Raw genomic sequence first — 14,938 nt, 5'->3', positions numbered from 1 at the left:
AAGATGAAAATTTTGTATTATTTACCTTCATTGTATACTTCTGGTGGATTGGAGCGGATTATCGTTTTTAAGGCAAATTATTTTGCCAATCATCTGCCGGATGCGCAAGTTATTTTGGTGACATCGGAGCAGCTAAATAAGCCCAGCTTTTTTCCGCTTTCGGAAAATGTGAAACACATCGATTTAAATGTTTGTATTGACTATCCATTTGATCAGTCGCCCTTGCTTAAGTTATTTCGTTTCCCTTCTCGTTACCGAAAGTTTAAAAATCGATTTCTAAAAATCCTTGAACAGGAGATGCCCGATATCGTAATTTCTACAATTAGAAGGGAAATCAATTTTTTACCACTGCTGAAGGATGGTAGTATTAAGGTGGCAGAGTTGCATGTAACGAAGGATTTTTATCATCCCAATTTTCCGAAAGGAATGAGCCGCTTTTTACGGGAAAGAAAAGACCGTGTCAGACTCAAAAAATTAAAGTTGATGGATGCTGTCGTTTTTCTCACGGCTCAGGAAAAGAGTTTTTGGCCAGAGCTTTCAAACGTGCACGTGATACCTAACCCTTTAGTTTTAAGACCTAAAGGTGTATCTACTTGCCAAGCGAAGCAAGTTATTGCGGTTGGGAGATATGTTCCTCAGAAAGGATTTGACTTGTTAATAGAGGCTTGGTCTATCGTGAATGCTAGTTATCCCGATTGGGTCTTAAAAATCTATGGCGACGGTAATCCCGTTGAGCTACAAGATCAGATCGATCGTCTTAACTTAACCGAGCGTTGCAAATTAAAGCCCAGTACCACGGTGATTGAAGAGAAATATTGTGATAGCTCTATTTTTGTGCTATCTTCACGGTATGAGGGCTTTGGTATGGTATTGGTTGAGGCCATGGCATGTGGATTACCTAGTATTGCATTTGATTGCCCGTCAGGGCCAAGTGAAATAATTCGGGATGGTATAGACGGATTTTTAGTGGAAAATGGAAATGTTAAGGAGATGGCCAAAAGAATATGTAGCTTGATAAAAGACGATCTGCTGAGAAAGGAAATGGGAGGAAGAGCACAGCTAAATAGTGCTCGATTTCATATGGAAAATATCGCAGCGCAATGGAAAGAACTATTTGAATCTTTTAGGAAAAATACGAAAGGTGATTAAACAATATGAAAAGGAAACTTAAGCTTGCTTACATTATTCCAGGCCTGTTTTACCCTAGTGGCATGGAAAGGGTGCTCACAGCAAAGGTAAACTATTTCGTCAAAAAATTTGATTATGAAATTCATATTTTTGTCACTGACGGAAAAGGATCAGAGCCCTATTATCCTTTAGATGAGAAAATAAAATTGCATCACCTCGATATCAACTTTGACGGTATATTTTCTCTACCTTTATTGAAGCGAACCTTAAGCTATCGGAAAAAGCAACGACTGTTTAAAGCGAGACTTGGAGAACAATTATGTCTTATAAAGCCCGATATTACTGTATCGTTATTGAGACGGGACATCAATTTTATCAATGATTTAAAAGACGGCAGTTTGAAAGTTGGCGAATTACATTTTAATAGGTTAGTCTATCGTCAGTTTACAGATAAAAGATTTCCTGGCTTTATGCAGAGAGGAATATCAAAATTGTGGCAGGGACAACTCATCAAGAATCTGCGAAAGCTATCGGCTTTTGTCGTGCTAACGAATGAGGATGCAGGATATTGGCATGAACTTAACAATATTTCGGTTATTTCCAATCCCTTATCTTTCTATCCTGATAAAGCTGCTCTACTCAATAATAAACAAGTAATTGCAGTTGGAAGAATGACTTATCAAAAGGGATTTGATTTACTGATTAGTGCTTGGGAAATGGTGTCGAAAAAGCATCCGGAATGGATATTAAAAATCTATGGGGGGGGGGATAAGGCGATGTATTTGTCGATGGTAAAAGAGTTGGGGCTGTCGGGAAGTTGCTTTTTAGAAAATGGAACTGCTTCAATAGCTGAAAAATATGATGATAGTTCAATCTTTGTTTTATCGTCAAGATATGAGGGATTCCCACTGGTTTTGGGAGAAACAATGGCTTATGGTGTTCCGCCCGTGTCTTTTATGTGTCCATGTGGTCCCCGTGATATTATCGTTGATGGGCAGAATGGATTACTGGTAGAAAATGGTAATATTAAACAGTTGGCAGACGGAATTTGTCTACTTATTGAAGACGATGCACGCAGAAAAGAAATGGGAAAAAATGCTAGAAATGATGTGAGAAAGTTTGATTTGGAAAATATAGCAAAACAGTGGCAGCAACTTTTCGAATCTATACGACCAGTAGAATGATTAGCTATGAATAACGAATGGTATAGGAAGTATTTATCTGTTTATCAGGTGCAGCCGGATCAAGTATCTCAGTCTACAATCAATACGATTGTGGAACAGCTCAAAAGATTTGAAGCGAATGAGCCTTTAGTAACTGTAGCTGTTATCGCTTATAATGAAGATAAGAACTTATGGGCTTGCTTATGGTCATTAAGTGATCTTAAATCGCGGTACCCTATTGAAATTATCGGTATAAATAATAATTCAATGGATAAAACGGAGGAAATTTTTAAGAAAGCAGGAATTCGATATTATAATGAGAAACAAAGCGGCTGTGGGTTTGCGAGGCAATGTGGATTGAATCATGCCCAAGGGAAGTATCATCTTAATATCGATGCCGACACCCTTTATCCATGCGGATATGTGGATGTAATGGTAAGCGCATTAGAACGACAAGGTGTAGTGGCAGCAAGCGCTTCCTGGGGTTATATTCCAGATAAGACTCATAGCCGATTTTCACTATGGATTTATGAGCGTGTACGCGACATTTTTCTGTTCATCCAATCGATAAACAGGCCAGAACTTAGTGTTCGGGGTTTGGTGTTTGCTTATCATACAGCATTAGCTCAAAGGGTTGGAATCCGGACTGATATCATACGGGGAGAAGACGGATCCCTCGCCTTGGGACTAAAAAAATTTGGTCGGATTGTTTTTGTCCATAATAGAAAAGCGAAAGCAATAACGGGCTATGGAACACTTGCAGCAGACGGATCTTTATTTAACAGTTTTAAAGTTCGTTGTAAAAAAGCGTTTAAGAATTTAATGTTAGTTTTTTCCAAGTCGGATAGCTATAGGGACGAAGATTCGAATTTGATTAACAGTGATAAAAGAAAATAGGTTATCTATTTAGTACAGATGAGTTTGCATATTGTCTTTTGGAGTGCCCTCTTGTTGGTGCTATATACTTATATCGGTTACGCGGTAGTAATTTTTATATTGGCCAAATTATTCCGATATCCGAATAATGTTCAGATGGACGATCAAAATGCGGCAGAAGATCACTTGCCTGTTTTAACTTTGTTTATTACAGCCTATAATGAGTCTGCAGTCATCCCGGAGAAAATGCTGAATTGCCTCGAACTCGATTATCCTCCAGATAAATTAAAAATTCTTTGGGTTATTGATGGAAGCACCGACCATAGTCATGAGTTGTTAAAACAGTACCCCATGGTCGAAATTATTAGTTCGCCCTTAAGGAAAGGTAAGACAGCCGCCGTTAATCATGGTATGGAAAATGTGAGAACTCCAATTGTGGTCTTTAGTGATGCGAATTGTTTACTCAATGCAGATGCGTTGAAGATTATTGCGCGCCAATTTTACGAACCATCGATCGGTTGTGTTTCCGGAGAGAAAAGAGTTGCTTTTAATGATGATGATACAGTTTCGTCAAAAGGGGAAGGAGCGTATTGGAAATATGAATCTCTCTTGAAAAAGCTAGACTTTGAATTTTATTCTGCTGTCGGTGCCGCTGGAGAATTGTTTGCTTTACGTACGGATTTATTTGCTCCAATGGAAGAAGATACTCTGTTGGATGATTTTATGCTGTCAATGCGAATCGCACAAAAAGGCTACCGTATTGCATACACTGCGGACGCTTATGCAGTCGAACATGGTTCGCTGAATATGGAGGAGGAAGGAAAAAGAAAAAGACGTATTGCTGCGGGGGGCTGGCAGTCGATTGGAAGACTGTTGCCTTTACTAAATGGATTTAAATTTGGGAAGCTGAGTTTTCAATACATATCACATCGCGTGTTACGATGGTCCATTACTCCTTTTGCCCTATTCGCACTTTTACCTTTGTCTGCAGTTCTTGGATATTGGAGTTCATCATTGCTAAATGTATTTAATGTCATTTTCTGGCTTCAATGCCTTTTCTATATTTGTGCTGTTTTAGGTTATTCGACGAAGGATGATCCGAATAGTTACAAAGTATTTTATATCCCATACTACTTTCTGTTTATGAACATGAATGTGATACGGGGTATTTACTACTTATTTAATAGAGGTTTTATCGGTGGCTGGGAGAAATCTCAAAGGAAATAGTTTTAAAAATATGACGGAGAAAAAAATATTACATGATTTAGGATACTTGGAAAAAGTATTGAATATAACCTGCGATACATTATTATTAATCAATAATGATAATATCTGCGTGGACGCGATTATGAAAACAAATAATCCAATTTTAAATCCAAATATTGATGTAATCGGTCAACATATTTTGTCGCTATTTCCCCAGCCTACATCGACTCTTATTAAGCGGGAACTTGCCTTTTGCCGTCATACAGGAGAGACTTCGAATGTAAACTATGACCTGCCCACAGACGAACAAATGTACTATTTTAAGTTCGTCATTCATAAATTTGACGAAGAACATCTGCTTTGCCAATATCGGGATATTACGCAGCGCAGTAACATGAAGTACCGTCTTAAATCGGCTCTTACCGCACAACTTGAGGTGGGAAAGGTCGCCATGATTGGGCATTGGACTTATGATCTACAGCGTCAAGAATTAATACATAATGGTTATTCTAATTTACACAAAAGAAATCTGGAAGCACCTGAGAAGATCACTTTGGCGGAGTTACTGACTTATGTCCATCCAGATGACAGAAAAGGAATGGAGGCATTTCTACATAATGATTCCATAGAGAATAGTACATTTGAATACCGTATAAAGCAATCTGATGTTCCCATCACCTATGTGCGGGCGACAAAATATGCCAAACGCCTTGAAAACAATGTATGTATAATAGAAGGTTTTTCGCAAAATGTAAGTGATTTCATTAAAAATAGAAATGAACTTGAAATGGTGCTTGCGGTAGTTGATAATGCACCCTATAGTATTTTTGCATGTCATAAAAATGGTAATATGGCTTTTGCAAATAAAGCATGCCGGAAGCAAAATGGTCTGAATGAACAGGAAGATATAACTGACTTAAAGATCTTTGAATGTCTGCGTGAGTTCACCACACAAGAAGCTTGGGATTTATCGGTGCAAAAAATCATTTCTGCTTCGGGTTATTATCAATACCGCTGTGATACCCTATATCCGGAATTGGATATTATCGGCTCAGAATGCAGTGCTCTGATGATCAAAAATGGCAATGGTGAGGATATTGTCTGGGTCATCAAGCGGGATATCTCGGATCAGTTGCGCTATGAAGAACAACTATTGCGTTCAAAAGAAGCTGCTGAAGAATCTGAGCGGTTAAAATCTGCCTTTATCTCCAATATGAACCATGAAATTAGGACACCTCTCAGTGCAATCATTGGATTTGGAGGTATTATTGCAGAAACAACAGATCCTGAATTGAGAAGGGAATATGGAGAGCTCCTTAATGTAAATAGTAATCAGTTGTTGCGGTTGATAACGGATGTATTGGAGATGTCGCAGATGGATGCAGGGAAAGTCAGGCTAAAGAATTCAGATGTTTCTCTCAAAGGAATACTGAATGAATTATCATTGAGTTTTCTGCCAAATGATGAGCAGCCAGCGATAATTTTTGACATTCCCGAAAGGGATTTAGTGGTTTGGCTGGATCGTGGGCGGGTCATTCAGGTCCTGGTCAATCTTATTAATAATAGCTTAAAATTTACACCGCCAGAAGGTGCTGTCCATGTTGGTTACACACTAAGCGATGATCATATAGAGTTTTATGTAAAGGATAATGGTATAGGCATAGCCAAGGAAAATCAAGAATTGATCTTCAATAGGTTTTATAAAATTAATCCGCTAGATAAGGGTACGGGGTTGGGACTGGCAATTTGTAAAGGTATTGTTGAGCAGATGAATGGAGAGATAACGGTAGAGTCGGAATTAGGACAAGGCACTACTTTTATTATAATTTTGCCTATTGGCAAGCAAGTATAAATTTTGCTATATGGCAGAAGAACTAGCGTATAAACCGATCAAGATCTCGGTATTATTGATGATATGCATTGTTGTATTGGTCGCACTCGTCACTTCATTTTCGTTTTTGGCCTTGTATATACCGCCGCAGACGACCGTTTTCTTTCAGTGGGTCGGTGTCTTATTGCCTGCCCTTTTATGCTGTAATCTCGTATTTTTAATTATTGGATTGTATAAACATAGTTGGTATAGTATTTGCCCGTTCATAGCAATATTGGCCAACTTTCATTATTTTACAAAAATCGTTCAAAACAATCCGGAGCAATGGGAGGAAACAACGGATATACGTGTAGCGACCTATAATGTTCGTGAGTTTAAAATGGTTTATAATCTATCATCTATGGAGCAGATCGCAGCTTATATCGAATCACAACATATAAATACACTCTGTTTACAGGAAGTTCCGGCCGACTGTTCCGTGTCGGAACTCAAGCAGTCATTTGGCCAGTTTCAATATTTCATAATGACAGGGAGCAAATCAGGGCAGAATCAACTTGCTATTTTAAGTAAATTTCCGCTGGACTCGGTACAGACCATTTCATTTGATGAACGCCCTAACTGTGCGATCTTTGCAGATCTCTCTTATAAGAAACATAAAATTCGGATCGGCAACTGCCACCTGCAGACAACAAATTGGAATCAGGTAAAAGGAGATCTAATTCCTGCGGAAAACAGAAAGGCAAATTGGCTGGGTGCTCTCAATACCTTATCGAGAAATTTTAGATTAAGAGGCCCTCAGGCAGATCATCTAAAAAGCGTGATGGATAAATCTCCTTTTCCGATGCTTATGTGCGGAGATTTCAACAATAGTCCCAATTCATATAGTTATCATAAAATTAAAGGAAATTTGAAGGATGCGTTTCGCGAAGCAGGTAACGGGTATGGATATACTTACAGTAATTTAATGAAACTCTTTCGCATTGACTTTGTATTCTTTTCTGGAGACGAAATTCGGGCTATAAATTACAGAACAGGAAATGTTGACTATAGTGATCATCTTCCTGTATTGGTTGATTTTAAAATAAATTGATGTTAGATAACATTTTTGCTACACAAATTATCGAAGCAATTATTCCTGTAATATTGATTTATGAATTTTATAAAAGGAATAACATCCTTTTAGGCATTGTCTAAACAAGCTAATAATGATCTATGGAAATCGATTTTTCAATGTATAATATTCTGATCGTAGAGGATTCTGAGCTTAATCTTTTTGTCTTAAAAGAGATTTTAGAACGTGAGCACTTCAACGTATTCACTGCTTCCGGTGCTAAAGGGGCATTTGAAAATTTGCAACAGCAGAGGATAGATCTTATTTTAATGGATGTCATGATGGGGAATACGAACGGATTTGATCTCACCAAGGAACTGAAATCCATGGAGCTGTATAAGCATATTCCAGTTTTATTTATTACGAACTTAAAATCTCCGGATGATGTTGTGCGTGGATTTGATAGTGGCGGTGTAGATTATATTCCGAAGCCTTTCAATAAAAAGGAATTACTTCAGCGCATCAAACATCAAATCAAGCTTATTGAATCGGGCCATACAATTGCAATGCAGACAGCACAGCTTCAGGAAGCGATATTAAACCGCGATAGCATGTATGCTATTCTGGCACATGATCTACGAAGTCCGATTTCTTCACTCAAAATGATCTTAAATATTTTGACCATGAGTGCTGAAGAACGTAATACCGGATATGGAAATATGGTCAATACAGGTAATGATATTGCCGAACAGCTTTTTAGTGTCTTGGACAATTTGCTCAAATGGACTAAAAATAGCCTGGGCGTGTTAAGCTATATGCCACAGGAAATTGAGATTGATGAAATGATTAAAGGTGTGGTGGAGACACTTCAACCAACAGCTAAATTGAAAAATATTGAAATAAAATTAACATTACAACCAGGTTTGCAGATCTTTTTTGATGCAGATATTATGAAAAGTATATTAAGAAATCTTTTGATCAATGCTGTGAAGTTCAGTCACGAAAATTCCCTGATCAAGCTCAATTTATCTCGCGATGGGGATGATGCTATGGTCGAATTTATTGATACTGGTGTAGGAATGAGTGTGGATGCGCAGCGTCAGCTATTGGATCAAATGAAGGAGGAGGGTAAGATCACTCCTATGCGTGAGAAAGGTAAAGGCTTAGGTTTGTGGATAGTTTATCATTTTATCCAGCGTGGTGGTGGAACATTCTTTTTTGAGTCGGAAGAAAATCGAGGATCCCGTTTTGGCTTTTGTGTGCCGCTCGAGCATACCATAGATAATCACTAAAAATTTGATATTATAAATTTATGTATAACCTAAAAAAAAGAATACTAGTCTCAGGTGGAGCTGGGTTTATAGGTTCTCATCTGTGTGAACGTTTACTCAAGGATGGGAATGAAGTTATCTGTATGGACAATTTCTTTACAGGGGATAAATCGAATCTTGTTCATCTGTTGCATAATCCCTATTTCGAGCTTGTACGGCATGACGTAACGGTACCTTTTTTAGCTGAGGTTGACGAAATATATAATCTGGCCTGTCCAGCAAGTCCTGTTCATTATCAGTATAATCCGATTAAAACCATCAAAACTTCGGTTATGGGTGCTATCAACATGCTTGGTCTTGCCAAGCGGGTGAATGCTCGTATTCTACAGGCTTCTACTAGTGAAGTGTATGGCGACCCACAGGTTCATCCGCAGTATGAGAGCTATTGGGGAAATGTTAATCCTGTCGGTATTCGATCCTGCTATGATGAGGTAAAGCGATGCGCAGAAACACTTTTTATGGATTATCACCGACAACATCATGTGGCGATAAAGATCGTTCGGATATTTAACACCTATGGCCCACGCATGCATCCCCAGGATGGACGGGTAGTATCTAACTTTATTATGCAAGCTTTACAAAATAAAGATATTACTATTTATGGTGAAGGAAATCAGACCCGCAGTTTCCAGTACGTAGATGACTTGGTGGAAGGAATGATCCGAATGATGGCTACAGATAAGTCTTTTATCGGACCCCTCAATATCGGTAATCCCAATGAATTTACTATTTTGCAATTGGCGGAGCAGGTTATCTTGCAAACGGGATCACAATCAAAAATTAAATTTTTGCCTTTACCCCAAGACGATCCGCAGCAAAGGAAGCCAGATATTGAGCTTGCTAAGAAAAGCTTAGACTGGAGTCCCACAGTTCAACTTGAAGAAGGACTCTCCAAGACAATAGCGTATTTTAAGACACTTTTATAAGGGAAGTTTTGCATCCGTTACGATTACTTAACCAGCAATAACTTGGGCTTTATGTTGATTGATATGATCAAGAAGTGTTTCATTTAAGATGGGCGAAGTTTTCAACATCTCACGGATAGGATATTTCTCAACGATATTTTTCAGCGCGTCAAGATGACGTTGATGGTGGAGGTCGGTTCCTACAAAATCATACATACCTGATTTCAAGAGGGTCATGGCAATGGCTTTCACATCGACGCCATAGTATCGACTCAAAGAAAGTAGATTTAGCTGCAGTAAACAGCCTGCATCTTTGATCTGTTTATAAATATTAAAATTACTGTGGTAATAATTATATCGCTCCGGATGGGCTAGAATTGGCTTATATCCTAATTTTTGGATCTCTAAAATGGTATGAAACAATGCTTTCGATTCGGATAGATAAGACATCTCAATCAAAACGTAACCGCCTGGCATCACACATAGCTCATTTTCTCTGATCAATAAAGGAAGATTTTCGTCAATCATGTGTTCTGCCGCCCCAAAGATATCAACATCTTTACCCGATTTTTTTAGTCCATCGATAAGCGAATCTCTCGAATTTTCAATACTAAACTTGGTGTTTTGATGTACACCCGACATGATATGTGGCGTGCAGATAAACTTTTTAAGGCCTAAGCGTTGAAGTTCTTGGATATAATGCAATGATTGTTGGACAGAACTACTTCCATCGTCAATGCCAGGTAAAAGATGATTGTGCATGTCTACTTCTAGAAATTCCAACTGTGCCAAAGATCGAATGGATGAAGTCTTTTTCCCAAACAGGTTGCTAAAAAATCCCATGATGTAAATTAATTAATGATGTTGTACATAATAGTTCAGTTAAGGAGCGGCGTTTCAGTCTATATTAAGCGGAGATGTAAAATTTTAATTCCTTTCCATGACTATTTGTTATTTAGTGCAAACAATATGCCAATAATGACGTTAGTATCTTCAGAGCTATATTATCCATTAAATTGTTTCGAAAGTTGATGTTAACAAATTGTTCTTTTATTAGCCTGTACTCTTAATTATAATATTTTAATGCTAATTTTTTTCAATGTAACAGTTTCGGTATAATAGTTGCTTAGTCCACGGTGATAAACTGATCGAATGAATAGGGTCCTTTTTTAATGATATTTTATCAAAGAAATATTTTAGGTGTAAAAATTTAACTATCTTGCATCTCCAATATAAAATATTATAATAAAGCCATATCAGATCGTGTTCGTTTGTCGCAGACACGGTCAGTAACATTTTAATTAATTAAGACAAAAAGCTATGATGGGTTCTCTGGGAGATTTAAGAAAGCGCCTGAGAAAGGACAATCCAAGATGGGTCATTTTAATGATTGATATGTGGTTTGTATTTGCAAGCTACGTATTTTCTAATTATGTGGTCAACAACTTCAAGGGTGTATTTGATATTGCATTGATGTTGAAAAAAGTTGTTGTTATATTGCCAGTCTATCTTTTGATGTTTTTATGTTATGATACCTTTCGAGGTATTGTTCGGCAGACAGGCATTCGGGATACCATTAAAATATTTAAGACGGTAGGGTCTGCCTATCTCATAGTAATGGTTTTAACCTTCATCATCAAAGCCGTTTTTGACAAAGGAACTTTGGCCGGAGATTATCTTAGATTGTCCTATGGTGTGTTGACTATGCAGGCCACAATTTTGCTAGTGATCATGGTTGGTGCACGTGTCATCTATCGGACTATTTATGAATATATTTTTCTACCTGGCAGGAAAGGTGAAAATGTATTGATTTTCGGGGCTTCACGCCCAGGTTTGGTTTCTTATTCCTTGTTAAAAGAAGATCAGCGTATCAAATATCAGGTTGTCGCTTTTGTGGAAGATAAGATCTCGCGTATTGGCAAGCGTCTTGCAGGATTGAAAATTCGTGATATTACAGAAATATCAAAAGAATTTGTTGAAAAAAATCAGATTTCCCAAGTTATTATTGCTGTTGAAAACAACGATCCCGAGCGTTTGGAATATGTGTCGGATTGGTTCCAAAATATTGGACTGGAATTGAAGATTATGCCTTCGGCCCGGATTTTACTTAATTCAGGTGCCAAACGTGAAATCAGGCCATTGAAGATTGAAGATTTATTGGGACGCAAGCCAATCAAATTGGATCACCCCGAGATCGAAGAAGAGATGCAAGGAAAAGTAATCCTGGTTACCGGTGCTGCTGGATCTATCGGTTCGGAGCTGGCCCGCCAGATCGCTAGACGTCGTTATAAGACGTTGATTCTGTTAGATCAAGCCGAGTCGGCGCTATATGATATTCAACAATCGATTAAGGCAACACAACCTGAGCAGATGCACTGCGTGGTAGGTGATGTGCGTAACTATGCCTTTATGCAGCAGATATTTGCGCAATACAAGCCCGATTTGGTATTTCATGCAGCAGCTTATAAGCATGTTCCTTTAATGGAGGCAAACCCGTACGAGTCTATTCAGACAAATGTATTGGGTAGCAAAAATGTGGCGGATCTCTGTATGCAATATGGAACTAAAAAGATGGTCATGGTGTCTACGGATAAGGCTGTTAACCCAACCAATGTTATGGGAGCAACCAAACGTATGGCAGAAATTTATGTGAGCAGCTGCAGCGGTAAATCCAATACGAGTTTTATTATTACCCGATTTGGAAATGTGCTTGGTTCAAACGGTTCTGTGATTCCGCTTTTTGAGAAGCAAATGGCAGAAGGGGGACCGCTAACCCTGACCCATCCTGAAATTACCCGTTTCTTTATGACGATACCCGAAGCGTGTCAATTGGTTCAGGAGGCCGGTGTGATGGGAAAAGGAGGCGAGATTTTTGTATTCGATATGGGGAAATCTGTTAAGATTATTGATCTGGCTAAACGCATGATTAAATTGAAAGGCTACCGTTACCCTGAAGATATTGATATCAAGATTGTTGGATTACGTCCGGGTGAGAAAATTTATGAAGAACTGTTGGCGAACAATGAGAATACAGTGAAGACACACCATCCAAAGATCATGATCGCAAAAGTAAATCACGATGAATTGTCCCTTAAAGCGCAGCGCATTAATGCGATCTGTCAGCAAATCTTGGATGCGGACACCCAACTGCCAGATTTTATGACGCTTGTCGCCGGAATGAAACAGATTGTTCCAGAGTTTAAATCTCAAAATTCAGAATATGAAGTGCTGGATACACAGGAGGGGAAGGAAGAAATAGAAATGCTGGATGGGACGCCGGCAGAGGTGCCAGTTTATTCTTTAGTAAAGAATGTATTATAAGCAGAAAAGTTTTTATATAATTAACAATATAAAGAAATGAAAGGCCTTCTTATGGAAGGTTTTTTTTGTATTTTAGCGAATTATTTGATGCATTCATCATTCGTAGACCAATGGTCTAAACAAGTCTATAGTTAATATATGAATAAAACAATTTTAATTACGGGTGGAGCTGGCTTTATAGGCTCACATGTGGTACGTGAGTTTGTGTTAAAGTATCCCGAATATCAGATTGTTAATCTGGACGCTTTGACTTATGCTGGTAATCTGGAGAATTTAAAAGATATCGAACATTTGCCTAATTATACCTTTGTTAAGGCGGATATTACCGATCAGCAGGTTGTCTCGGCAATTTTTCAAGAATATCAGCCCGATGGTATTATCCATTTGGCGGCGGAGTCCCATGTCGACCGCTCAATTGTCGACCCAATGGCTTTCGTCATGACCAACGTAATTGGAACGGTCAATTTATTGAACGCCGCCCGGATAATCTGGAAGGATAATTTGGAAGGAAAACGTTTTCATCACGTGTCAACAGATGAGGTGTTTGGCGCGCTCGGTGATACGGGTTTTTTTACGGAAGAAACAAAATATGATCCGCACTCACCGTATTCAGCTTCCAAAGCAAGTTCTGATCATTTTGTGCGGGCTTACCACGATACCTACGGCTTGCCCATTGTTTTGACAAATTGCTCCAACAATTATGGGCCGAATCATTTCCCCGAGAAATTGATTCCGTTATGCATTCATAATATTTTGAATAATAAATCACTCCCTGTTTATGGTGATGGAAAATATACCCGCGATTGGCTATATGTAATCGATCATGCTAAAGCCATCGATCTTGTTTTTCACGAAGGTAAAAATGGGGATTCCTATAATGTTGGTGGATTTAATGAGTGGCAAAATATAGACCTGATCAAGGAGCTTTGCAAACAAATGGATGAGAAACTGGGGCGTGAAAAAGGCTCCTCGGCACAGTTGATAACTTTTGTGAAAGATAGACCGGGACATGATTTACGTTATGCTATTGATGCAACGAAGATCAATAAGGAGTTGGGATGGAAGCCATCAGTAACTTTTGAAGAGGGCTTATCTCGGACGATAGACTGGTTCTTATCCAATCAGGAGTGGTTGGAACACGTAACTTCTGGGGATTATAAAAAATATTACGACAATCAATATAAAGATGCATAAGAATGACGTATACGGAAACTAAATTAAAGGGCTGTTTTATACTTGAACCGACCGTATTTGAAGATGAAAGAGGTTATTTTTTTGAGTCATTTAATGAAACGAAACTAAAGGCGATTCTCGGTTATACACCACACTTTGTACAGGATAATCAATCCAAATCACAGTTTGGTGTCGTGCGTGGTCTACATTTGCAAGGCGGTGAGCATGCGCAGGCAAAATTGGTCCGTGTTGTTGAAGGTAGCGTATGGGATGTCGCTGTTGATGTTCGTCCAGGATCACCTACCTTTGGACAATATATTGGCGTTGAACTTTCTGCTGAAAATAAAAAACAATTATTTGTGCCTAGAGGCTTTTTGCATGGCTTTTCTGTATTGTCCGAACATGCGGTCTTTTTCTATAAATGTGACAACAACTATCATAAAGAGTCAGAAGATGGGGTAAATCCATTGGATCTGGATTTGGCCGTGGACTGGCAGATTCCTAGCGAACGAATGATTCTCTCACAAAAAGATCAGGAGGCACAATCCTTTGAAGAGTTGCGTTCGAAACTAATTTAAAACGGGATGCGGATTGTTATAACAGGAGCCTCAGGACAACTTGGCTCAGAGCTAAAAGATCTTTTGCTGGATAATATCGAAAAGGAGTGTTATTTTTTGGATCGAAAACAATTACCATTGGATCAAATTCAAATCATACAGCAAATCTTGGCGATGTATGAGCCAGATCTTATTATTCATGCAGGGGCTTATACGGCTGTCGATAAGGCTGAGGAGGATCAGGTAAATGCTGATTTGGTGAACCACGTATCTTGTGAAGAGATCGCGCAATACTGCCATCTGCATGGTACACGCCTAATCAATATTTCGACAGATTATGTTTTTGATGGATCTTCTGCTTCTGCTTTAACAGAAACTGCAGAAACCGCCCCCATC

At 38.6% G+C, this 14,938-nt stretch carries 13 protein-coding genes; 12 read left to right on the top strand and 1 reads right to left on the bottom strand.

The genetic code is table 11. The features are described from left to right. Positions 1 to 3 precede the first annotated feature (3 nt). The 8 genes from B2X72_RS23215 to B2X72_RS23180 all read left to right on the top strand — a co-directional run bounded on the left by B2X72_RS23215 (position 4) and on the right by B2X72_RS23180 (position 9,512). Entirely contained in the window at positions 4 to 1,149 is a 1,146-nt protein-coding gene (locus tag B2X72_RS23215) for a glycosyltransferase family 4 protein (protein WP_286851644.1), read from the top strand. A gap of 5 nt (positions 1,150 to 1,154) precedes the next feature. Continuing rightward, positions 1,155 to 2,312, top strand: a complete 1,158-nt coding sequence (locus B2X72_RS23210) for a glycosyltransferase family 4 protein (RefSeq protein WP_286851642.1) — start codon at positions 1,155 to 1,157, stop codon at positions 2,310 to 2,312. Positions 2,313 to 2,318: 6 nt separating this feature from the next. Then, positions 2,319 to 3,188 (top strand): glycosyltransferase family 2 protein, encoded by an 870-nt coding sequence (locus tag B2X72_RS23205; RefSeq protein WP_286851640.1) that lies wholly within the window; start codon positions 2,319 to 2,321, stop codon positions 3,186 to 3,188. 18 nt (positions 3,189 to 3,206) lie between these two features. After that, entirely contained in the window at positions 3,207 to 4,394 is a 1,188-nt protein-coding gene (locus tag B2X72_RS23200) for a glycosyltransferase family 2 protein (protein WP_286851638.1), read from the top strand. Positions 4,395 to 4,404: 10 nt separating this feature from the next. Beyond that, complete coding sequence (locus B2X72_RS23195) at positions 4,405 to 6,225, top strand: PAS domain-containing sensor histidine kinase (RefSeq protein ID WP_286851636.1); 1,821 nt, start codon at positions 4,405 to 4,407, stop codon at positions 6,223 to 6,225. Between the two features lie 10 nt (positions 6,226 to 6,235). Next, entirely contained in the window at positions 6,236 to 7,294 is a 1,059-nt protein-coding gene (locus tag B2X72_RS23190; protein WP_286851634.1) for an endonuclease/exonuclease/phosphatase family protein, read from the top strand. Between the two features lie 122 nt (positions 7,295 to 7,416). Beyond that, complete coding sequence (locus B2X72_RS23185; protein WP_286851632.1) at positions 7,417 to 8,547, top strand: hybrid sensor histidine kinase/response regulator; 1,131 nt, start codon at positions 7,417 to 7,419, stop codon at positions 8,545 to 8,547. Between the two features lie 20 nt (positions 8,548 to 8,567). Continuing rightward, complete coding sequence (locus B2X72_RS23180; RefSeq protein WP_286851630.1) at positions 8,568 to 9,512, top strand: UDP-glucuronic acid decarboxylase family protein; 945 nt, start codon at positions 8,568 to 8,570, stop codon at positions 9,510 to 9,512. 27 nt (positions 9,513 to 9,539) lie between these two features. Here B2X72_RS23180 and B2X72_RS23175 read toward each other — a convergent pair whose 3' ends face one another. Next, the gene (locus B2X72_RS23175; protein WP_088159935.1) at positions 9,540 to 10,334 is read right to left on the bottom strand and encodes a tyrosine-protein phosphatase; all 795 of its coding nucleotides are present in this window, start codon (positions 10,332 to 10,334) and stop codon (positions 9,540 to 9,542) included. Positions 10,335 to 10,811: 477 nt separating this feature from the next. On the opposite strand from B2X72_RS23175, the gene B2X72_RS23170 reads away from it, so the two are divergent. The 4 genes from B2X72_RS23170 to B2X72_RS23155 all read left to right on the top strand — a co-directional run. Then, on the top strand, positions 10,812 to 12,812 hold the full coding sequence (locus B2X72_RS23170) for a polysaccharide biosynthesis protein (protein ID WP_286851628.1): 2,001 nt from the start codon (positions 10,812 to 10,814) through the stop codon (positions 12,810 to 12,812). Between the two features lie 138 nt (positions 12,813 to 12,950). Then, on the top strand, positions 12,951 to 14,006 hold the full coding sequence (gene rfbB / locus B2X72_RS23165) for a dTDP-glucose 4,6-dehydratase (RefSeq protein WP_286851626.1): 1,056 nt from the start codon (positions 12,951 to 12,953) through the stop codon (positions 14,004 to 14,006). A gap of 2 nt (positions 14,007 to 14,008) precedes the next feature. Beyond that, entirely contained in the window at positions 14,009 to 14,563 is a 555-nt protein-coding gene (gene rfbC, locus B2X72_RS23160) for a dTDP-4-dehydrorhamnose 3,5-epimerase (protein ID WP_286851624.1), read from the top strand. Between the two features lie 6 nt (positions 14,564 to 14,569). Then, the coding region (locus B2X72_RS23155) for an SDR family oxidoreductase (RefSeq protein WP_286851623.1) at positions 14,570 to 14,938 on the top strand (369 nt) is incomplete at its 3' end.

It is taken from the genome of Sphingobacterium sp. UBA7253 (genome assembly GCF_002472745.1).
Lineage (GTDB): Bacteria > Bacteroidota > Bacteroidia > Sphingobacteriales > Sphingobacteriaceae > Sphingobacterium > Sphingobacterium siyangense.
The sequence above is the reverse complement of the archived record's forward strand: the minus strand, read 5'-3'. Positions and strand labels throughout refer to the sequence as shown.

What these genes read in the sequence shown, in the direction of transcription:
- B2X72_RS23190 (WP_286851634.1), top strand. Translation starts at nt 6,236, where the DNA reads ATGGCAGAAGAACTAGCGTATAAACCGATCAAGATCTCGGTATTATTG.
- B2X72_RS23180 (WP_286851630.1), top strand. Translation starts at nt 8,568, where the DNA reads ATGTATAACCTAAAAAAAAGAATACTAGTCTCAGGTGGAGCTGGGTTT.
- B2X72_RS23210 (WP_286851642.1), top strand. Translation starts at nt 1,155, where the DNA reads ATGAAAAGGAAACTTAAGCTTGCTTACATTATTCCAGGCCTGTTTTAC.
- B2X72_RS23170 (WP_286851628.1), top strand. Translation starts at nt 10,812, where the DNA reads ATGATGGGTTCTCTGGGAGATTTAAGAAAGCGCCTGAGAAAGGACAAT.
- B2X72_RS23215 (WP_286851644.1), top strand. Translation starts at nt 4, where the DNA reads ATGAAAATTTTGTATTATTTACCTTCATTGTATACTTCTGGTGGATTG.
- rfbB (WP_286851626.1), top strand. Translation starts at nt 12,951, where the DNA reads ATGAATAAAACAATTTTAATTACGGGTGGAGCTGGCTTTATAGGCTCA.
- B2X72_RS23200 (WP_286851638.1), top strand. Translation starts at nt 3,207, where the DNA reads ATGAGTTTGCATATTGTCTTTTGGAGTGCCCTCTTGTTGGTGCTATAT.
- B2X72_RS23195 (WP_286851636.1), top strand. Translation starts at nt 4,405, where the DNA reads ATGACGGAGAAAAAAATATTACATGATTTAGGATACTTGGAAAAAGTA.
- rfbC (WP_286851624.1), top strand. Translation starts at nt 14,009, where the DNA reads ATGACGTATACGGAAACTAAATTAAAGGGCTGTTTTATACTTGAACCG.
- B2X72_RS23205 (WP_286851640.1), top strand. Translation starts at nt 2,319, where the DNA reads ATGAATAACGAATGGTATAGGAAGTATTTATCTGTTTATCAGGTGCAG.
- B2X72_RS23175 (WP_088159935.1), bottom strand. Translation starts at nt 10,334, where the DNA reads ATGGGATTTTTTAGCAACCTGTTTGGGAAAAAGACTTCATCCATTCGA.
- B2X72_RS23185 (WP_286851632.1), top strand. Translation starts at nt 7,417, where the DNA reads ATGGAAATCGATTTTTCAATGTATAATATTCTGATCGTAGAGGATTCT.